Here is a 21,715-nt window from a genome sequence, read left to right on the forward strand (position 1 = left end):
GTTTAAATACCTCTAGAATCTATATGCCATTTCCTCCATTAAATGTTCTATAATTGTAAGGCGTTTAACCATTTTTAATTTAATACCGGTTTTTTTACAAAAGTCATCTAGTATGGCAATCATTGCCTCACTTCTTACCTGTATTTCTTTGGGAGTGCCTCTTTCTAAACACATCCTCATCAGCTTATTGAGCGTAACCCTGGCATCATCAGTAATGCTTTGGTACATTTCAAAACCCACAACCTGTCTGGACTTTTGCTCTGCAATAATTAAAACCCTGGGAAAATACGGACGTTCATCCTTACTTTCCCGCACAGGAGAGGTCACATAACAGGTATCAATCTGCAGCTGTATATTACCCATACTTCCTGCTTTTTTTATTTTTTGGATAACTATATTGTCATTGATTTTTACCGGTTTATATGAAACTGTTGGATATGGCAGTGATATCTCTTTACTATACCATTGGAGTTTCCCGTTCTCCTCTTTACTATACCTTAAAATTGTTTTCCTTCGTTCCATATCCATTTTAAGCTGACCGGAAATTACATTAGCTGCAACAAAGAGTGTTTGTCTAAGGGCATGGGTCAGAAAAATGCATTCCTCCTGATTTATAAACCAGGGATGATATCCCGGTTCATACCGGCGAAAAATGGGCCAGGCATTTCTGCCCCGAAATGATAACCCCAGTGCCTTGATTTGTTTTCTATCAGCACTGGCTAACATATCTCTGTCTTCAAAAGAGCACATTATACAGTTCTGAAGATGGAGTGCTTCATGCTGGGGAATTATATCAGCGTTTTCCATCAGATTACAAAACCCAAAAATACCTTCATCTCCAAGATATACTCCAAGTGCATAGTGCTCACCACCTCTACCCATCACGGAACAATATCCCATGGTCTTGTCCCTTGGGTTTTCAACACAAATTAAGTCAACATCATAAAGCCATTTCCAGGGTTGCGCATTTTTAAATTCTAAGGCTGCTTGATAAAGCTCTTTTAATTGTGCATCTGTTGGTTTGTCATTATTTCGCATGTATAGACCACTCCTTTTATTTTTAGGTTCTTCCCTGCTGCATTTTTCCTAATTTCTTTTCTTGGTTACCCTTTCATCAAGTAAGCTGGATCCTTGCTGATCCTGGATAACCCAGGTCTAGCACACTTGATGATAATACAGGCAGTATTCATTGAGGTTTAGTTCTATATGTACATTCATGTACAGTATATAATAAATAATCTGCACACGACAAGGATATGTGTGCAGATTACGGCAGGTCAAATAACTGCAAATCTCATAGCAAAAACTCATATTGCTTCATTGAAAAGGTTATGATCATAACTCCCGCTCACCTTCCTTCCCAATTTTGTTTTGATATCAAGCTTTTTATCTAACCCATATCTAATTAATTGGCTGCTTTAGTTTAAAACCTGGTAGTGTTCAAAGAAATATATCTCTTGCTATTTAGTATGTGCCCTTATGACTTCCCACATATCTGCAGGGACAAGGCCCAACCTCCACAGGGCAATACCCTGCAAATTATATCTTTTAGCAATACCTATTTTTGGTACTATACTCTCTGCTGTTTCATAGGGGGCTGAAATTCCCAGCACTAATTTTTCAGTTGGAACATTGGCCGCAGCCATTTCAACTGCCCGCATTACTTGATTTATCGGCTCAGGCTTTGGGCCATAGTCATAAGCCATAATGATAATCCTGTCAGCTGCCTCCCCTAAAGCCCTGTAATCGTATCCCCTATATGCACTGTTAGGAGGATGAATTGTTAAGGTCAATGTCTTATTGTAGGGATTTAATCCTGAATAAAGAAGCTGGACAAACCTTGTAAACCTCTCCTGCACAGCCAACAAGGCCTCTCCCCTTTCTGAAAGACCAAGTCCTTCAAAATTAAGATTAACTCCATCATACATAGCTGCTTCTTTGATAATATTGTCTACAGCAGCTTCCACTGCGTCATCACTTGCTATTAAGGACGAAATAGCCCCAGTTCCATTGGTAAGATGTATAACCATTTCTGTTGAGAAATTATACTTGTAGGCAGTTTCCAGAACAACTTCCCATCCAGGAGGCCTTTGCCAGCCAGTCCCGCTGTTAAGCAGCAGGTTGCCTTCACCATCCATGCTGTACCAACCAAGAGCTAATTCATCAACTACATCAGTATTGCCCCTTGCAGTCTCTGGATATGGTACTCCAAAGAGATTAGTCCAGCTGCTGGTTCTGCTGTCCCCTAGAGCATAAAAGCCTATTACTGTCATTTCTTTAGGTGCCGATATAATATTCACTTCATTTGTGGCACCAATCCATTCTACACTGCAGTTAAAAGCCTCGCTAAAAAAACGCAGTGGTATAAGTGTCCTCCCATTTATAATTTTAGGAGGGACATCTAACGGTACAGGTATTTCATTGATATAGGCTATACTACTGCCGATTTGCAGTTGAATGTTAGTTTGTTTATCTCCAGCCTTAATAGTTTGTGTATTCCCATCCCAATCCACCCTTACATTTAATGCTTCTGCAAGTGCACGAAAGGGCACCAGGGTGCGCCCCTGCTCAATTATTGGTTTCACGTCAAAATTCACTGAAAGGCCGTCAACCATTACAGAAATCCTATCTTCCTGGGCCAGTACTTGCTGTGGCAAGCACCATAATAGTGCAATACATAAAAAGAGTACAATTAATAAACGCTTCATGTTCTCTCTCCCCCTTCAAAATATCATATCCTCCTTGTTCCATAGCAGCCTGCAGTCACGACAAAGAAAATCTCTAGTAATTATAGGATTATTGTTAAAGTGCCAGTAATATAAAAGTAGGCCTAAAAGAAAGCCCGTAACTATAATAAATATCACCCAAACCCAGCACCTCCACTAAACCCAGGAATTATAAAAAGGGAGTTCTTAAAACCAGGATTAATTTGTAATGCCTATGCCCCTTTCACTGGGATTAAGATCATACCAGAACACAATACGTCCATCATCAAGCACTCCAAGGATACGTGTATTTGCTGCTTTTATTGAAACAATATTGGACTCAACTTCAATAGACCACCTTTAACATGTAAAAGTTCCAATTTATTTAGATATCTCATGATAGAAAGACATCATGGCAAAGATTACTACGGTACCGAAATAAGCATATCCTATACTGGCCATGACAGCTAGAATTGGTGCTGCTCCAACCATAAAATTAGCCAAAATGCTAAAAATGGCAGCAACAACTACAACTGGCAGTATAAAACCAAAAACCGTTCCAATGTTATTACTTACAAGATTCCAGGATTTTTTCGCGCCTTGTATTACATCAGTATTTTCAACTACGATAACATAGTCCCAGAATAAGAGCATGAAAAATAATACTAGAAAAACCAATAGAAATAGTAGAGCTAAGGGCCCCAAAATAAAAGCAAATGGTATCAAAACGAACATGGCAAGGAATATAATTAAAAACTGCAGCAGAAAACGGCCAAAAAAATCTTTGCCATACCTTATAAAAGTATCCATATTAAAACTTTCTCCATTTAGGCCAGAAAGGACACTGCCTAAAAAACCGCCTTTAAGGAAAGAACTTAATAACAAAAATATTATAAACATGAATATGGCCGCACCTCCCAGATAGCCAAAGGGTATATTGATATTAAATCCCCCGGCAGCCTGCTGGGGCTCAGAAAGAATCTGGGTCAGACTGGGTATAGCTGTAGGAACAGTAAAGCGAATGCTAAAATCCTGCACTCGCCGCATAATATCTCCTAACTGCAGCAGATCAAGTAATACAGCTATAAAAACCAGGGGTAAAAACTTTTGAGTCAAGGAAAAACCTTTATTTAAATGCATTTAATCAAATCCTTTCTTTTTGTCATAGCAAGAAGCACAAGTACACCAATGTTTCTATAGCAAACATCAAGGCAACGATACAAGTAGAGTGTTTAAAATATGTCTAAAAATAAGGGCAAAATAGGCCATCAAAACCGTTATATTGTCATATTAGCCAGAAGAACCGTCCCCCCGGTTGGTTTTGCAGACTTTGCAGCGGGCGCTGGCAAGAAGCTGCTGTATGGATTCTTTGTTTGTATCCATTAAAGCTGCTACCTGGACACTTGAAAAGCCGCAGATATCACGCAATACTACTGTCAGCCTTTCTCTAACTGGCAGCGCATTAAGAATTTCCTGAAGATGGGGAAATGTATCTTTCCCTTCAGAATGACCTGAAATATGATAGGGGTACCTGGTGAGTGTCAATTCAACTATCTCCCTTGCAGCACCTTGAAATACCTCATCAGTCACTGCGCAAAGCCCCTGCTTTGCTAAATTGTCTAAAGCTTCCAAAGCAATTTTTTCAGCTATAAGTGTATTGCCTGTAATTCGATATGCAAGGTTATACAATTTGGTTGGAAAGCTTACATGTTTCAAATCCAACACCTCTTGATTATTAGTAGCTTGTTGGTATCTGGAGCTCATATTCTCTCTCACCTTGAAGCATTGTCCCAAGACTCTTGAGTCCTAATGTCAAAGTGCTTTCATCCCCAGGGTAAACCTCTATTACCCCATGATTATTCATTGTAGAAATGATTCTGCCCTGCCTTTCAAATCCTTCAGGGCTTCTTAAAACTATTTCCGGCAGATATTCTGGGTAACTGGTCTCTTCTGCCCAGGGCAGTGTATATTCTATTAACAGACGCTGACCTTCCTTTACCACCTTCTCAATAATAACCTCTCGAGACCCATTGCCTATGTTTTGGTTTATAAGCCTTTCCTGGCCATCTTCTATGGTAACCTCAAGATCGGCTCCATCAATTGTTTCATAAAGGTATAGATTGGGCAGGGTAAAGACCATGTAAGAAGTAGGTTCTTGAATGGGATCAAATTCAAAGGTAATATTGACCCCACCTGAAACAGAATCTGTCTGAAAGCCTATTGCGTTTAATCCTATCTGTCTTCTATTTGTAGTATCTAATAAAGAAGCATAATATCTGTTATCTGGCAAAGCACCTGCCACTCTAAAAAAGCTTCCGCTAGCACTTAGCACCCGACCATCTTCTCCTATAGCCGGTCCCTGGGGAGGCATTAAACCAAAACCTATACCCCGTATCTGCTGATTTAAAGGCCATAAAGTCCTTATGTTTACTTCGCTTTTTGTAAGACCTAACACCACAGATTCTAGATCAACCCTGACAGGACCAAACTCTCTAGTTATGCCAGGCCACCACTTGCTGGTACTTGCCAGAACAGGAATTGGGTCTACCGGCACACTAAAGGTCTCTGCCGCTGGCGTTCCCTCAAGCTGAAACTCTATAATAAGTTCCTTGGTATTTGAGTCCACTGGTTGTAAGTTCAGTACATGTTCCTTACCGCCATAACTAAATCCCGATGAGGATTCATAAATCCTGCTCCCTGAATCCCTGACGGTAATAATTATTCCATCGTCATCACTTATTGCTGGATTAGTGTTATAAAATAATACTGTTTGGGTATTGTCCAGGAGGATCCTGGATAATGTTATTTCGTAAGGACCCAGTTTTTTTGTCTTGTGGACCTGTACAAAAAGATCTTCTTTTATAGCCCGGCTGTAAATAGGATTTTGTAATGATACGCTTTTTCCAAGGTTGTACGCAGCAATTGTTAAGCTTCCTGTGCCAACAATAATTACCAGGAGACTCAGCCAGACCACACTTTTAAAGGAAGACAAAAGATGCATAAATGGCTTCATTTTTACACCTGGATAATCCTTCAAGTCAATATCTTTAAAAAGCGGTTCTTTATATTCTTCTAATTCCAGCCTGCACAAGGTGCATTCCTCTAAATGCTGCCGAACCATTTCTTGAATTGGTTTGCTTAACTCTTCATCTGCATATAGGGGCAAAAGTTCTTGAATTAAATCACATTGAACATCATACTCGCTTTTCACCTTGAAACACACCTCTCTTTGCATGTTCTATATAATTAGTACCAGAAATGGCCAAAATGTTACACTTAAATTTAAAAAAATAAAAATTTTTTTCTGGCAAAATATTTTATAGACGCTTCCTTTTTATACTAAATTATGTAAAGTTTTGCCTCGAAATATGTTACAATATTGGTAATAAATATGGGTTTTATCTCGGGGGAGATTGTATATGGCTGGAGAGAAAATCTTGATTATTGATGACGAAAGAGATATTATTCAGCTTGTTACCCTTCTTCTGCAAGACGAGCGGTATCAGGTTATTTCTGCTGAAAGCGGTCAGCAGGCTTTGAAGCTTGCACGAACAGAAAAACCCGATCTAATTATACTGGATGTATTTTTGCCCGATATGGATGGAATTGATGTGTGTCAGGAGCTTCGGCATTTTACCAGTGTTCCCATTTTGTTCTTAAGCTGCAAATGTGACGATATAGACAAAATTGTCGGACTAAGGGTGGGTGGAGATGACTATATTACCAAACCTTTTAGTCCTGGTGAGTTAATAGCCCGGGTTAAGGCACACCTGCGCAGAAGCCGACTGCCGAGCACAATTAACAAGCATAATAGAATATATAGGTATCCTGGTTTGGAAATAGATGTAGCAAGTCATGAAATACGTTTAAATCACTCCATTGTCAACCTTTCTGCCAAAGAATTTCAAATTTTGGCTATCTTAGCCCAAAATCCAAGTCGAATTTTTACTGCAGACCATTTATTCCAATTGGTATGGAATCTAGAAGATTTTACAGACACCCGAACAGTTGCTGTTCATATAAGCAGTCTCCGTAAAAAAATTGAACCTGACCCAGCTAAACCCAGATATGTACTTACAGTAAGGGGTGTAGGCTACAAATTTAATATTCCACAGGATAAATAATTCTTATCCTTGTGAAACTTATACTTCCTGATAGTACAAAAAAATGGCAGGAATGCTTAATCATTTCCCAGGAGGAAGCAAAGTTGGCATATTTAAATGATTACCTGCTGCTCTACTTTTTATGGTCAATTGGAGGGGTGTCTGTTTGTGGCCTTGGCTTGTTTGTCATGGGTAAAACCATTAATATAAAAAAATTGATAATTTTATCAATGACCGCTGCAATCATAATTGCCCCTATCTGGCTCAGCCCAATTACCAATGGATCAAAACTATATTTAACTCATTTTATCTTCATTTTAGTCCTATACAGTACAAAGGACTATAACATCTTTATCTGCACCGGAGCAGTTTTAGCAGGTTTATCCCTTAATATAATCCTGGAGTTATTCTATCACGTGCTTTTTAATATGGGTTTCGATCCGTCCTGGTTAATTCGCGTAGTGCGGGCCTCGCCAGGAGTTTTGACTGGAACTGCTTTGGCAGTAATGGGTCAAAGATGGCTGCACAAAAAAACTCCCCTGGAACAATTTGAGGACTTGAGCAGGATAAAAAATGAGGAACAGGTTCGTGTATTAAAAACGGTACCACTTTCCCAACTGTATACAACTTTTATGATTATAGTGGCAATATCTTCGGTGCACATTACTTCTAACCAGGTCCATATTTATTCAAGGTTTATTCCTTTCATTCTTGTAGGGTCCATATTACTTAGTTATTACTTAACAAAGAAATATTTTTATGCAAGGGGGAGATCTGTGTCCCCAACAGACCTGATGGACTTTGTGATAACTATTCCCATTATTTTTATATACACGATATACATAGGAGGTTTAACAAGCCCGTGGAAAATATTATTTATCCCATTAATTATTTCTAACGCACTAAAAAAGAACAGTGCCTACGGCATTATCAGCCTTTTGATAGCCCTGTCCTCTTTAAAAATCTTTGGTGTTTTGGCATTTACTAATAACAACCATTGGCCACTAGTATTGGATTTATTATATGGCCTAATTTATATATTTATATTCTGCAGTATTAGATATTTTATTTATATAGAAAACTCACTAACCAGAGAGCTTGAAAATGCGCGCCACCATTTGCTGACCAATATTGCTCATGACCTACGCACTCCCATAACTTTAATCCAGGGATATTCTGAGGTGCTGCTTAACAAACCAGATAAACCTTTAATGGAAAAGAAAAAATACCTGGAGCTGATTCTGGATAAATGTAACAGCTTAAAAAAGCTCGCCCAGGATTTGCAGGAACTTTTGCACCTGAAAACTTACCATAATTCTTTGAACTTGGGTAGAGTATCCATTATAAGTTTATTAAACCAGGTTCATAATAAATATGAACTGGACATTAATAATAAGGGAGTATTTTTTGAGGTGCAAAATAAGAAGATACCCCCTGAGGAAATCCAACTGGAAGCAGATCAAGCCAGGTTAGAGCGAGTTTTTGCAAATCTGATTTTTAATGCCGTCAATCATACCCCTCCTGGTGGAACCATTACAATCAGTGCAGATATAACCCCTGATAAAAAGAACGTTTTATTTAGTGTAGCAGATACAGGGCAGGGTATTGGTAAGGATGATATTTCAAACATCTTTGAGAGGTTTTATAGGGGTAATAGTTATAAAAGTCCTAATAAAGGGAATGGTCTAGGTTTAGCCATTGCCAAGGAAATAATTGAACACCATGGTGGTCAGATTTGGGTAGAGAGTGAACCAGAAAAGGGAAGTACATTTTGTTTTACCCTGCCTGTAATGGCTAAGTATAAAAATATTAAGAGACCCCTGTCCTTAAATAATCCACGTATATTTAACACAGTACCACTAGCACAAATTGTATTTGCCTTGATGGTAACAACAGCCCTGATAGGTTCAGAAGTCTCATTTGATGTCCTTACCTTGTTAAAATCTAGTAAACTTTTAATCTTGACTCCCCTTCTATTAACACTATTAACAGGCTTTATCTTATATATTGGGAAAATTCAAAGGCCAATACCTTTTACCTGGAGTAACTTGATAGATATAATTTTATTAGCACCTTTGATTATAATAATTTTGCTGCACACAGGTTATTCAGTAAGTCCCTGGAAAATGCTGTATGTGCCATTTGTTTTTACTAATGCACTAAAGCCAGAAAAGCTTTACGGTCTGTCCAGTATTTTCATAGCTGCAGCCAGTCTAGTTGTACTAGGTTTTATAGGTTTAAGCAACAACATTTCTTGGTTTATAGAGCAAGATCTGGCGTATATAAGTCTTTTTACTGTTATATATTTATTAATCAGGCATTTTATTGCTGTTGAAGCAACCCTTAACCAAAAACTGGCTAATTCTAGAAAAGTATTATTATCAAGAATAACCCATGGTCTACAAAATCCCCTTGCTTCCATTGAAGAAAACATTCAGCTTATGGTCAATAAAATGTCCAAAAGCTGCCACGTACAAAAGGATTATTTGATGAAAGTCTATGAGGAAGCAGTGATATTGCGCAATCTCATAGAAAATTTATTTGAACTAGTTCAAATTGAAGCAAACAGGGTTGTTTTGCAGCCAAAAACTTTAAGTGTGGATGAATTAATAGATACCATTAGTAAAAATATTATTGGAGCTAAGAAAAAAACTCCAGAACTCAATTTAGTCCTTTTTGGCTATAGGCCTTTAGAAAAGTCTGATAAACATGATTTGCCTGTCAAATATGATAGCTACCCTTTAATAAGTCTAGATACTTACCGCCTGTTAAAAGCCTTTTACCATCTCCTTGCTGCTATTTCTACAGATTTACAAACAAGTAATATTACAATTGCTTGTTCCATCATTCCAGGAGAAAAAAAGGTATTATTTCAAATTAAAGCCAGCGGTTGTTATGATAAAACTACTTCACTTAAAGAAGTAAACAACGAGCTAGATGTTATACTTGCAGAAAAAATTATCCAGCTCCATGGTGGCCTCCTATGGCAGGAGCAGGTTAATGGCGAGAAAAATGGATTTTCCTTTACTTTGCCTTTAGTTTAACATTTTATACCCTTACCACCTTTATGGCCCTGAGTAAAATCATACAAAAGTATGATTTTATTCAGGGCATTTATTTTATAGAATATAGCCAAAGTTAGCTGTTTTCTTCATGCATTATTAAGGTTCTGGTTTAATTTAAAAGGGGAGATGGGAAGCTGTGTTGTTCATTGCACTAATGAAGGTTAGAGCCGGCACAGAAGAAGAGAGACTTCTTCGCAGGTTGCATTGGGAAAATCCTGAAGGATTTAATGTAGTTGCTGAATACTGGTTGCACAGCAACAATCCTCATGTTGTTTTAATTTTCGAAGCAAGCAGTTTTGCACCTATAGCACAGGTGACCTCAGCCTGGGATGACATTTTTGATATTACTATTATCCCGGCAGCTACAGCAGAAGAGGGACTGGAATTGGCCAGGAAGATGCTGGAGTAAAAAACTTGCCGGACCAAAATCATACTTTAGTATGATAGCTAGTTTAGGTTGGCACAAGTATCATTAAGAAAAGAAACTACTAAATCAGATAAGCCGCGAAGGCTAAAAACTTAAAATTAGGAGGGTTAATGTATGAGAAAAAAAATGCACCAAAACTGGAAATTAAAGCTGCTCATTCTGTGCCTGGCTTTGTGCCTGTCACTTTTAAGTTCTCCAACAGCTATTGCAGTAGATGGGTATGGTGATGTATTTGCCTTTGGGCATAATAGCAGCGGGACGCTAGGACTTGGCGATACAAAAGACAGGTTTACACCTTCAAAAATTGAAGGCGTGGGACCAATAGTTTCCTTTTCCGCTTCTGGATTAGGCAGGTTCTCCTTGATAGTAAACGATAAAGGTGAGGTTTATTCTTTCGGAAGCAATTTCTATGGCCAGCTTGGTCACGGAGATACCAAAGATAGAACTACACCTGCTAGAATCAAAGGTTTAGGAGCAGCAAAAGCTGTTTCAGCAGGCAGTGGTCATTCATTAGTATTACTGGATAATGGTGATGTCTATTCCTTTGGATTTAGAACACATGGCCAATTAGGGCATAATGCATCAACCCATACCACAAACAGCCCAATTCCAGCTAAAATCGAGGGTCTCGGACCGGTTCAGGCTGTTGCCGCTGGGCACTGGCACTCCCTGATGCTGCTGGAAAACGGTGATGTTTACTCCTCCGGACGCAATAGCAATGGCGAACTAGGACTAGGCCAAGGAGTAGGCACTGGCACCATTAATTTTCCTGTAAAAATCGAAGGGTTAGGGCTAATTAAGGCAATATCTGCTGGACAGTATCATTCGCTAGTGCTTACTAATACAGGCGAGGTCTATGCTTTTGGAGAAAATAAACAGGGCCAGTTAGGCCTGGGGGATACAAACAATAGGTTTACCCCAACTCGTATTACCGGAATAGGAAAAGCTGTGGCAATAGCTGCCGGGGGGTATCATTCCCTGGTAATACTGGAAAACGGTGATGTGCTGTCCTTTGGGCGTAACAATCACGGCCAGTTAGGTGTAAATGCCAACAGATATGACCCGACTGTAACTCCAACTAGAGTAGAAGGATTAGGCAAAGCACAAGCTGTGTCAGCTGGCCGGGAGCATTCCCTGGTGCTCTTAGAAAATGGTGATGTGTATGGTTTTGGACGAAATAACTGGGGTGAACTAGGCTGGAATCCGGCAGCCGGCAGACATCCAGCACCTGCATATAATCCTATTCCAAACAAGATTGCGGGTTTAGGAAGGGCCCAGGCCGTTTCAGCAGGCTACAACTACTCTTTAGTGCTTGTGGGTATTGAGAGAGAAATTTCAGTTAATATCAATAACAAAAGATTGCACACAGATGTTCCACCGGTGATTATCAACGGCAGAACAATGGTCCCCTTGAGGGCAATTTTTGAAGCCCTGGACATGGAGGTGGAATGGATTGCTGAAACCAGGACTATAGTAGGTACAAAAGGTTCAAGCAGGATTCAACTGACCGTGGACAGCATCCAGAGTACTATAAACGGCAGTAATGTTACACTGGATGTACCGGCCACTGTTATTGAAGGCAGAACCCTTGTGCCGGTAAGATTTATCGCTGAAAGTACCGGCCAACAAGTAGGATGGGATGCCAGAACCAGGACAGTCAATATAACTTCCGTTGAGCCGGGTGATTGGTTTCGAAATTAAACTACAGACCAAATAAATTTCCATCTATTTCACAAATCTTAGAAAATGATAAAAAGGAAAGGGGCCCCAGGTAAAGCTATCTGTTGGCCGCTTTCCTTTTTGATTTTTTAAAAAAACTTTAAGTTCATTTGACACTGTCTTTAAATCAGGATGCTATATTTAAACCAAGATTAAAATTATGGTGGGTAATACAATGAAAGATGTACGTGTAATTTTCCCCAAGCTAACAATTTTTATTAATGATATGATTTGCCCCAAAAATAATTCTGTCATAATACTTGACAATTTTCATGTGATTAACAACTTTGAAATCCATAACCTCCCAGCAAACCTTCATATATATTTGATAAGCAGTTCTATTTTAAAGGAATATGATATTTGGCTTTCTATCATTTCAGGAAACTTAGTAAAGGCTAAAGCTGAGTGCAGAGAATTAAAAAATTTCATTGCTAAAACAAATAGGGATATTATGTTTAAATCCAGCTCCCCTCTAGAAGATATTATATCTGAAATCAATATAGCCCAAGCTAAAATATCTGTTCTGGAAGGTGAAACTAATAGCCTTGAATGTTTTATCAGTTCCCTCGCTAAATTAAAAAAAGAAAGCTGCCTGGTAATAAATTTTTTTACCACAGGTATCACTGATCTAGCGCAAAGCCAGTATGGTATGGGTGGAAGGTTGAAGTCTGCAGCTAATTTTTATTTATCAAGATTGCCTGCTATAAAAGAAATAGAAAGTTTCCCTTCTTTTGAAGCAGTTTGCTCCCTGATATTAAGTGAGATATTTTATGAATTCAACAAGATAGATAGTGCCCAAGAATATGCGCAAACTGCCTTAAAAATAGATAACATAGATTTTAAATGGGATTACCTTGTTCCCATTTATTTTATACTTTGCAAGATCAAAATAATGCAGGGCCAACCCTATGCTGCTTTAGAGTTATTAAATATTCTAGAAAAGAAACTTATTAAAAAAGAACAACAATACAATATTCCTACACTATTAGCTCATAAGGCAAGAATAGCAATAAAAATGCGAGATTGCCAGGCTGTTCGTAACTGGGTAAATACCTGTCAATTAACTGTTTATAGCGAGTTTTGTGTTTTACAACACTACCAGTATTTAACACTGATACGTACCCTGCTGTATATAGGAGAACCTGATAAAGCCCTGATTCTGTGCGAGAGAATGATTGTCCTGACTGAGGAAACAGGAGGCCTGGGCCAACAAATAGAAGTACTTATTTTACAAGCACTAAGCTATCAAGCTTTAAATCGTATGGATGAGGCATTGAGAAGTCTCTATGCTGCTTTACATAAAGGAGCAGACGAAGGTTATTATCGAGTTTTTATTGATGAAGGTGAACCTTTGTTTAGACTTGTTAAAATGTGCAAAGTTCAACAAGGGCTCCTTCCAATAGGACAGCAAACCTCTAAATTATATGAATATACTGATAAATTATTAAAGGGATTTATAAGGGAGAATAGGACCCTGGCAGCTCAAAACTCTGACCTTTGTACTGAAACAGCCAGGTCCTTGACTACCCGGGAATTGGAAGTGCTTAAGCTTATAGCTTCAGGCTATTCTAATCAAGCTATAGCAGATACATTATTCATCAGCATTATAACAGTAAAAACTCACTTACAGAATATCTATAGAAAGCTAAATGTAACTAGTAGAGTGCAAGCCATAGCCCTTGTGAATGAGCTTAATCTTTTACAATACTGACACTATTTGCTCTTTTACTTCAAAATAAAAAAATCATACTTTCGAATGATAGCTAGCATAGCTTGCCAGATGTATCATAAAGAAAAACAGTATTTCACATGAATAAAGGAATGTAAAGCTAATAATAGGAGGGGATATTCTTGAGAAAAAGATGGTTGCCTGTTGTATTAATTATCATGCTCGTTGTGATAGGGACTATTGCCGTTGGCTGCGGCAGCTCCAAAAAGAGTAAAACTGAAAACGCAGCTAAAAGCAGCACACCAGCTGTGGAACCGAAGGCTGACCACTCAACAGTTGCTAATGAAGCAGCGGAAGCAGATATACCCTGGATAAATTTAAAGGGTATTGTGGATCTGGTTAATCTAGTGCAAGAAATGACCTGGACAATTGATGAGGATACTTTTGTCTATGCCCATCTGGGCACCGAATCAGTAAAAGGCGTCCAAACAGATGTAATTCAAATTGAGGTTACAGGGGAGTATGATGACGAGGATGAAAGGGTTGTTTTTTGGGTTGACAGCAGCGGCAGGATCATGCGGGCATTAATGAATGATGTAGATACTCCAACTGAGATGCTGGAACATATGAGTGTTTACCTGCTGGCTCCTCTTCTTCCCTTTCAACTGTCAAGTGAGCAAAACCTTCAACTCGCATTATCCGGCAAGAACGTACCAGGTTGGACAGTAACCGACCGCGGTAAGAAAAGAGAAACCATTGGCGGTAAATCCGTGGATGTCTCCACTATAGAAATACAAGCCAAGGATATGTTTTCTACAGGTGCAGGTGAATACACCATTCAATTCCGTTTCGGAGATTTTGGTAACATGAGACTGCTGTTAGGATGGAATGTACTGGACGGAGGTCAAGAAGGGGAGGATTGGGGCAGGTTTAGTATAGAAACCATAACCTTCCGATAGGGCCAGAAATAACACTGAAAAAATCCCCTTTAAGCTTTAAAGGGGATTTGCATCTTTTCTTGTTTTATCAAGATTAGCTTTTAATTTTCAATCTGCTTGGCTGCATGCCAGCCGGCAAGGCCGCCCAGGATGACTGCAGGTTTTTTGCCTGCCATTTTTAGAATGCTAGCAGCAATGGTGGAGCGGACACCACTTGCACACAAAATATAAATTGTCCTGTTATCAGGAAGTTCCTGGGCCCGCACCTTTAAATCATGTAAGGGTATGTGGATGCTGTTGCCCAGGCTCCTTGCCCTTGCCAGCTCCTCGTTTTTCCTAACGTCAAGAATTGCAATGTCACGAGAAGCAGATAAATATTGTTTTAGTTCTGCCGGGGAAACAGTCTCAATGGAGTTTATCTCCCCGCCCCTTGTCTCCCACTCAATTATTCCAGAACCTAGAAAACCTCCAACATTATCAAAACCAGTTCTCCTGCAGGTCATATATAAAAAGGCTAGCGATGCTTCACTAAAATCATTGGTTAAAAAATATATGGGTGTTTCCACGTCCACAAACCAGCCAAGATAAGAAGCCAGGCTGCCCTTGGGAATATAAAGTGAGTTTGGAATATGACTTGTGCAGAATGCACCTTCATCCCTGACATCAACTATCTGGCCTTCTGAAAGGCTTTTAGGAAGGGAGCTAACCCTGATTGCCGGAAGCTTGACAATATCCCCAAGGAAAGGTGCGCCTTTTACATTGCAAACCTCCATTTTTTCAAAATAGGGAGGCTTTGGCAGTACCTGCCCCACATTATTAATAAAATCCTCTTTTGTTGCATACTGCAGCCTGGGATTATACAGTCTTTCATACCCTACTGTTGTCCAGGGGCGGTCCTGAATGGCAGTGCCGCATGCAGAGCCGGCTCCATGTGCCGGGCAGAGGAGAACATGGTCACCTAAAGGAAAAATCTTCTCCATAATGCTGTCATAGAGAAGGCCTGTCATCTTTGGGAGATTTTCCCTTCCATAAAAGTCTGTCCTGCCAACATCTCCTGCAAAAAGACAGTCACCTGTGAATACCATATAAGGCTGATCCTTGATATAAACTGCATAGGACATATGGCCAAGGGTATGGCCGGGAGTATGCAGGGCTTGAATGGTTAGGCTGCCTAATCTAATGGTATCATAATCTTGGATAAAAGTACCATAGTTAAACCCTAAATCCTCATAACCTGAAATATATACAATGGCACCGGTAAGCTCGGCTAGTTCTCTAGAACCAATAATATAATCCTCATTGCGATGGGTTTCCAAGATGGCAGTAATATTCATCCTGGCCTTACGCGCTTCTTCCAAATATATTCCCACATCCCGTCTTGGATCTATTACTACTATTTCTGAACCATCTCCAATCATGTACGACCAGTGGGCTAAACCTGGAGTTTCTATGCGTTTAAAAAACATTGCCTTCAGTCCTTTCTGGATTTAATATTCAGTAATACCCTTATATTATCTCCATAATATCAGTCACAATAAATAGATGGTATATCCCGGTTCTATTCTTCATATAAATTTCATATTTTCTGACAATATAGTTCTCTAAAGCGTTTCTTTGCCCTGGAAAGTATTACCCTGACAGAGGCTGGGGATTTTTCTAAAACAGCTCCAATTTCCTCAAAGCTGCATTCCTCTATCTCTCTTAGGATAATTACAGTACGGTAGGATTCTGGCAATAATTGTAAGACTTGAATTATCTCTCTGGACAGCTCCTTGTTATCCCAGACATGTTCAGGCTTATTTTCCCTGGATGGACACACTGAATTTTGGACTGTGTCCAGATGCAGGTGTTTTTTATCCTGCCTCAAATGCTTAAGATAAACCCTGCGGGCTATTGCCATAAGCCATGTTAAAGGGGCACTTTGTTCTTTAAATGTCCCACAGGAGAGAAAAGCCTGAAAAAAGGTCTCCTGGGTCAAATCCTCTGCCAGGCTGGTATTAGCCGTAACATATAAAAAATATCTATATATTGTTTTATGATGAGTTCGATAAATATCAATAAAAGAAAGCATTGAATATACCTCAAAAACTTATTTAAAAACCTTTATTAATATTTATACATAACATTAAATTTTCCTGTAAAATTCATTGGAAAAAATTTGGGGTAAATGCAAAAATTTAGTACGCTTTGCATAGAATAATTCTACTGCCTATAACTGCCTATAAATAAAGAAAACCCTCATTTAAGAGAGTTAGCTTCAATAAAAGTGAAGTAGGTTCATCCATGATAATAAGTTCTGTATGGTGGGATAATGCTAAAGCCAGAGAATATTTCATCTTCATGCCCTTGGATATCATAAAGGGGAACCTGTTAATTCAAAATAGGCTCCCACACTCTCTGCATCAACATTATAGGCGATAGGCTTGGATCTTTGCAAAATAGCGATTGGACTGTATATGTGCTTCCTACTTGTCTTGATAGTGAGTTTTGCATTGAGCTATTTCAATATTTCCTTCATGTATTCGATATACAAGTCGGTTTTTCTCATCGATTCTTCTACTCCAAAACCCTGACAAATTCTCCCCTAATGGTTCTGGCTTGCCTATGCCTTCATAACCGTTACGGTCAATATCCTTGATAAGAAGGTTAATCCTTTTTAATGTCTTTTTATCTTGAGTTTGCCAGTATAGATACTCTTCCCATGCTTGATTTGACCAGATTTTATTCATCTGCTGCCTCAATTAACTCATGAGCAAATCCTTTTCCCGCATCCAATTGACTAATAGATTTTTTTAGTATCTGCTGGTTATAATCATTGTAAAAACCATCTCTTCTTATTATTTCAAAAGGAATTCCTCCATAACTTACTGATTGTCTGACAAAAATATTAATTGCAGTTGTCATGTTCATACCTAAATCTGCAAATAGTTCTTCAGCCTGCTTTTTCAACTTTTCATCCATACGTATATTGACATTGGTGGTTGCCATAATTGATACCTCCTTTTTTCCATCTGTAATGATATTGTAATATTTTATAGCCACCTAGTCAATACATTGCATTGCGATAACGTAATTTTATTTATATTAGTTTATATTAATCTAATAGCTGATAGCTATTAGCCAGGAGAACCGTCCCCCTGGTTGTTTGCTTTTGGGCCTGTATATCTTTATAATAAAAGTATTAAAAACAAGGAGTGGGTGTTAATGGTTACTATCCAGTTAACCCGGGGGATGATAAGCTATCCTGAAGAATCAAAGGGAGTAATAAAGGTAGAAGCAGGTGAAGATACAACCGTGGAGGAAGTACTATTTAAAGCCAATATTAATTTAAAAGAGGTTGGCATGGTCTTGCGTGATCAAAAAAAAATTGACCTTAATGAAAAGGTCAATGAAGGTGACTACCTGCATGTCCTGCCTGTTATCTGCGGAGGCTAGAGTACAGGTTAAGGCAATAATCTTGTGGTCCCAATTCTAAGGGAGCTGCGGTAAGCCTTGAACCCTTCTGCATATACGGTCATGCATTGGAAGCCCCTGTATCTGGCACTTACATCCATGAGTGTTAAAACATCAATTTGGTCGTGCTCCTTTAACCACTGCAGCTGACTTTCATGGGCTTTTAACATTTCTGTTTTCTTGTTAATATAGTTTCCTATATCTACATATTCCTCTGGATTAAAATTAACACCTGCATAGGTATCCATAAAGTATATGTGAGGAATATGTTCAAATGGTTCATGAGTAGTTTTAATGTGTGTTACTCCTGCAAAAAAAGATGCAGCAATTGCCAGTCTGCTCACTGCTTCATGATCACCATGGTAATCCTCTGTAGGGTGAGTTATTATCACATGGGGTCTGCATTGTCTAATGGCATCTATAAATAATGCCCTGGTTTTAATATCCACCTCTATTTCACCATCAGGCAGGTTTAGAAAAATGACCTCGGCACCAATGGCCCTGGCTGCGTTTACGGCTTCTTTTCTGCGCACCTCTCCCAGCTGGTCAGGGGGGATATTAAAGTGACCCTTGTCTCCGTTAGTGGCATGACACATGAAGACCCTCCAGCCTAGATCTGCATACTTTGCCAGGGTTCCCCCACAAAACAGTTCAAGATCATCAGGATGGGCACCAATGCCCATGACCGTAAGCTTTTCCAAATAATCCACCCCTTCAAATAACGCTTTTAGTAAAGAAAATGTCCATATGAACGAACCCTAATTAAATTTCCCAGCAATTGTTGGTCCATGGAGGCCAAAAAGCCGTGATGATTTGCACTGTTTGAGCGAAGCGAGTTTGCAAAGCATAGGCTTTTTGGCTGGAATGGGCCTTAGAATTGCTGAAATTTAATTCCAGGTGAGGGAATATGACATTTTCTATCCGCATTCTATCCGTATTAAAACAGACAGCGCCATTGTTAGTTTTGATTACCCTGCTCATGAGCTTATGAAAGACTTATTTGCTCCCTTTCATCAAGGTTTACTTTAATAGTATCTCCAGGTTTGTACTTGCCTTCGAGAATTGCAATAGATAGGGTGTTTTCTAGCATCCGCTGTATCAATCTCTTTAAAGGTCTTGCTCCATATACTGTGTCATAGCCTTTTTCAGCTAGAAAGGCCTTCACCTGGTCAGATACCTCAAGTTCATATCCTAGACTTCTAATTCTCCCAGCCAAAAGCTGTATCTGAATATCAACTATATCAATAATATGCTCCCTGGACAACTGATGGAACACAACAATCTCATCAATTCTGTTGAGAAATTCCGGTCTGAAATGACCCTTTAACGTGTTCATGATCCTCTCATGTAATGCGTCATCATCATGAACCTGTGAAAAGTACTGGCTTCCAAGGTTTGAAGTCATTATGACAACAGTATTTCTAAAGTTAACTGTCTGCCCCTGGCCATCTGTAAGACGACCATCATCTAATAGCTGCAGGAGTATATTAAAAACATCTGCATGGGCCTTTTCAATTTCGTCAAAGAGAATTACTGAGTATGGCCTGCGGCGAACTGCTTCAGTAAGCTGCCCTCCCTGGTCATAGCCCACATACCCTGGGGGGGCTCCCACAAGCCTTGAAACTGAATGCTTCTCCATGTATTCACTCATGTCAAATCTAAGCATTGCTCTTTCATCATTGAACAGGAAGTGGGCTAGAGCCTTTGCAAGCTCTGTTTTGCCTACACCAGTTGGTCCCAGGAAGATAAAGGATCCCAGGGGTCTGTTGGGGTCAGACACGCCGGCCCTTGAGCGTCTAATGGAATTAGAGACTACCTCAACAGCCTTATCCTGTCCTACCACACGCTGCTTTAGCAGCTCCTCCATTTTAAGAAGCTTTTGCACCTCTCCCTGGAGCATTCTGCTTACAGGAATACCAGTCCATTTGGACACAATTTCTGCTATGTCCTCCTCATCAACCTCTTCCTTTAGCATTTTTGAGGATTTCTGAAGCTCATTTAATTGTTCATTTGCTGCCTCAAGATCCTTTTCAAGCTGTGGAAGAATTCCATAGCGTATCTTGGCAAGCTCATTTAAATCCATCTCTCTTTCAGCCCTGGCTTCATTGATACGGGCTTTATCTATTTCTTCTTTAATACTGCGTATTTTCTGGATTATTTCCTTTTCCTGTGCCCAGTGGGCCTTTTTCCCTGCGAGCTCCTCTCGGTAATTGGCAATTTGGCCTTGTATGGCTTCTAACTGCTCCCTGCTTCCAGGATCATTCTCCTTTTTTAAGGCCTCGGCCTGCACCTCTAGCTGTCTTACCTTTCTTTCAATAGAATCAATGTCACCTGGCATGCTGTCAATCTCTATTCTCAGCTTGGAGGCAGCCTCATCAATCAGGTCTATAGCCTTATCAGGCAGGAATCGTTCTGTCAGGTAACGATGGGATAGGGTTGCAGCAGCGATTAGGGCACTATCCTTTAAACGCACTCCATGGTGCACCTCATATTTTTCTTTCAGTCCCCTTAAGATGCCAATAGTATCCTCAACACTAGGTTCTCCAACATAAACCTGCTGGAAACGTCTTTCCAGGGCCGTGTCCTTCTCTATATGCTTTCTGTACTCATTTAAAGTAGTAGCCCCAATACACCTCAACTCTCCCCTTGCCAGGGCAGGCTTTAACATATTTGCAGCATCCACCGCACCTTCCGCGGCACCTGCACCCACCAGAGTATGAATCTCATCAATGAACAGCACTATTTCGCCCTGGGCATCCTTGACTTCCTTTAAGACAGCCTTTAATCTATCCTCAAATTCACCCCTGTACTTTGCTCCGGCAACCATGGCTCCAATATCTAAAACAATCAGCCGCTTATCCTTCAGGGTTTCAGGCACTGAGCCTTCTACCATTCTCTGGGCCAGGCCTTCGACAATAGCTGTTTTTCCCACACCTGGCTGACCTATAAGAACTGGATTGTTTTTTGTTCTCCTTGACAACACCTGAATTACCCTGGTAATCTCCTCATCCCTGCCAATAACAGGATCAAGCTTGCCCAGCTGTGCCTGTTCAGTAAGATCATGACCAAATCTTAATAAGGCCTCATATTTATTTTCTGGGTTAGGATCTGTAACCCTTTGGCTTCCCCTTATATTCTGAAGAACCTGAAGTATCTTGTCCCTGGTTATTCCCTTTTGTTTTATCAGACGCCCTGCTTCCCCAGGAGCTTGTTTAACAAGTGCTAAAAGCAGATGTTCAGTACTTAGATACTCATCCTTCATGCTGACAGCTTCTTTCCAGGCTTCATCAAATACCTGACGCAGGGGCTGGCTGATATACACATCCATGCCGCCTTGAACCTTTGGTTCCTTGTCCAGGCTTCTTTTTACACTTTGTACAAATTCAGCTGGGTTTATCTCCAGGCCCGAAAGGATTTTGGAAACTACACCTTCCTTTTGCTCAATCAGAGCAGCACAAAGATGGTCAGGTGTAATCTGCTGATGCTGCATTTGTTCCGCCAGGCTTTGAGCAGCTTGAACAGCCTCCCCAGCTTTTACAGTTAATTTATCAAGTCTCATAATCTCACCTCATTTCTAAACTTTTATAATAATTTAATACAAAACAATTTTTAATTAACCCTTTGCTTTTAAACAAA

18 protein-coding genes and 1 pseudogene are annotated in these 21,715 nt (G+C 39.7%); 7 read left to right on the forward strand and 12 right to left on the reverse strand.

Translation table 11 applies throughout. The features are described from left to right. Positions 1-12: 12 nt before the first annotated feature. The 5 genes from K364_RS0109845 to K364_RS0109865 all read right to left on the reverse strand — a co-directional run bounded on the left by K364_RS0109845 (position 13) and on the right by K364_RS0109865 (position 5,916). Positions 13-1,038, reverse strand: coding sequence for a DUF7309 domain-containing protein (locus tag K364_RS0109845; RefSeq protein WP_028307889.1), 1,026 nt, complete (start codon positions 1,036-1,038; stop codon positions 13-15). A 422-nt stretch (positions 1,039-1,460) separates the two neighbouring features. Further along, positions 1,461-2,708 (reverse strand): stalk domain-containing protein, encoded by a 1,248-nt coding sequence (locus tag K364_RS0109850; protein ID WP_028307890.1) that lies wholly within the window; start codon positions 2,706-2,708, stop codon positions 1,461-1,463. A 378-nt stretch (positions 2,709-3,086) separates the two neighbouring features. Further along, complete coding sequence (locus K364_RS23520; protein WP_051533940.1) at positions 3,087-3,845, reverse strand: DUF7847 domain-containing protein; 759 nt, start codon at positions 3,843-3,845, stop codon at positions 3,087-3,089. 150 nt (positions 3,846-3,995) lie between these two features. After that, complete coding sequence (locus K364_RS0109860; RefSeq protein WP_028307891.1) at positions 3,996-4,469, reverse strand: sigma factor-like helix-turn-helix DNA-binding protein; 474 nt, start codon at positions 4,467-4,469, stop codon at positions 3,996-3,998. Next, on the reverse strand, positions 4,441-5,916 hold the full coding sequence (locus K364_RS0109865) for a zf-HC2 domain-containing protein (protein WP_028307892.1): 1,476 nt from the start codon (positions 5,914-5,916) through the stop codon (positions 4,441-4,443). Before K364_RS0109865 ends, K364_RS0109860 begins: the two co-directional genes overlap by 29 nt. Before the next feature lie 208 nt (positions 5,917-6,124). Here K364_RS0109865 and K364_RS0109870 point away from each other — a divergent pair, with 208 nt between their 5' ends. From K364_RS0109870 to K364_RS0109895, 6 genes are all read left to right on the forward strand, one after another. Beyond that, entirely contained in the window at positions 6,125-6,829 is a 705-nt protein-coding gene (locus K364_RS0109870; RefSeq protein ID WP_028307893.1) for a response regulator transcription factor, read from the forward strand. A gap of 83 nt (positions 6,830-6,912) precedes the next feature. Then, the gene (locus K364_RS25570; RefSeq protein WP_028307894.1) at positions 6,913-9,852 is read left to right on the forward strand and encodes an ATP-binding protein; all 2,940 of its coding nucleotides are present in this window, start codon (positions 6,913-6,915) and stop codon (positions 9,850-9,852) included. A 157-nt stretch (positions 9,853-10,009) separates the two neighbouring features. After that, complete coding sequence (locus K364_RS0109880; protein WP_028307895.1) at positions 10,010-10,282, forward strand: DUF3303 domain-containing protein; 273 nt, start codon at positions 10,010-10,012, stop codon at positions 10,280-10,282. Between the two features lie 132 nt (positions 10,283-10,414). Continuing rightward, a complete protein-coding gene (locus tag K364_RS0109885; protein WP_028307896.1) occupies positions 10,415-12,001 on the forward strand; it encodes an RCC1 domain-containing protein in 1,587 nt (528 codons plus the stop codon). 193 nt (positions 12,002-12,194) lie between these two features. Continuing rightward, positions 12,195-13,730, forward strand: coding sequence for a LuxR C-terminal-related transcriptional regulator (locus K364_RS0109890; protein WP_028307897.1), 1,536 nt, complete (start codon positions 12,195-12,197; stop codon positions 13,728-13,730). Between the two features lie 140 nt (positions 13,731-13,870). Beyond that, entirely contained in the window at positions 13,871-14,647 is a 777-nt protein-coding gene (locus tag K364_RS0109895) for a hypothetical protein (protein WP_028307898.1), read from the forward strand. 80 nt (positions 14,648-14,727) lie between these two features. Here K364_RS0109895 and K364_RS0109900 read toward each other — a convergent pair whose 3' ends face one another. The 5 genes and pseudogenes from K364_RS0109900 to K364_RS0109920 all read right to left on the reverse strand — a co-directional run bounded on the left by K364_RS0109900 (position 14,728) and on the right by K364_RS0109920 (position 17,614). Continuing rightward, positions 14,728-16,092: an MBL fold metallo-hydrolase gene (locus tag K364_RS0109900; protein WP_028307899.1), complete on the reverse strand. Its 1,365-nt coding sequence runs from the start codon at positions 16,090-16,092 to the stop codon at positions 14,728-14,730. Between the two features lie 110 nt (positions 16,093-16,202). Beyond that, positions 16,203-16,697, reverse strand: coding sequence for an RNA polymerase sigma factor (locus tag K364_RS0109905; RefSeq protein ID WP_028307900.1), 495 nt, complete (start codon positions 16,695-16,697; stop codon positions 16,203-16,205). A gap of 196 nt (positions 16,698-16,893) precedes the next feature. Continuing rightward, positions 16,894-16,980, reverse strand: a pseudogene (locus tag K364_RS27275) (ATP-binding cassette domain-containing protein); the annotation flags it as partial. Positions 16,981-17,091: 111 nt separating this feature from the next. Continuing rightward, positions 17,092-17,355 (reverse strand): Txe/YoeB family addiction module toxin, encoded by a 264-nt coding sequence (locus K364_RS0109915; protein WP_028307901.1) that lies wholly within the window; start codon positions 17,353-17,355, stop codon positions 17,092-17,094. Beyond that, a complete protein-coding gene (locus tag K364_RS0109920; protein ID WP_028307902.1) occupies positions 17,348-17,614 on the reverse strand; it encodes a type II toxin-antitoxin system RelB/DinJ family antitoxin in 267 nt (88 codons plus the stop codon). The genes K364_RS0109915 and K364_RS0109920 overlap by 8 nt, the downstream gene beginning before the upstream one ends. Positions 17,615-17,830: 216 nt before the next feature. Between K364_RS0109920 and K364_RS0109925 the strand changes: the two genes are divergently transcribed. Further along, a complete protein-coding gene (locus tag K364_RS0109925) occupies positions 17,831-18,061 on the forward strand; it encodes a MoaD/ThiS family protein (protein WP_156946439.1) in 231 nt (76 codons plus the stop codon). An 8-nt stretch (positions 18,062-18,069) separates the two neighbouring features. Here the strand turns inward: K364_RS0109925 and K364_RS0109930 are convergent, their stop codons facing one another. Next, positions 18,070-18,780 carry a PIG-L deacetylase family protein gene (locus K364_RS0109930; RefSeq protein WP_028307904.1) on the reverse strand — a complete coding sequence of 237 codons (711 nt, stop codon included), beginning with the start codon at positions 18,778-18,780 and terminating at the stop codon, positions 18,070-18,072. Between the two features lie 284 nt (positions 18,781-19,064). After that, the gene (gene clpB, locus K364_RS23530; protein ID WP_035268495.1) at positions 19,065-21,638 is read right to left on the reverse strand and encodes an ATP-dependent chaperone ClpB; all 2,574 of its coding nucleotides are present in this window, start codon (positions 21,636-21,638) and stop codon (positions 19,065-19,067) included. Between the last annotated feature and the right edge of the window lie 77 nt (positions 21,639-21,715).

The sequence above is a fragment of the Desulfitibacter alkalitolerans DSM 16504 genome (assembly GCF_000620305.1).
Classification (GTDB): Bacteria; Bacillota; DSM-16504; order Desulfitibacterales; family Desulfitibacteraceae; genus Desulfitibacter; species Desulfitibacter alkalitolerans.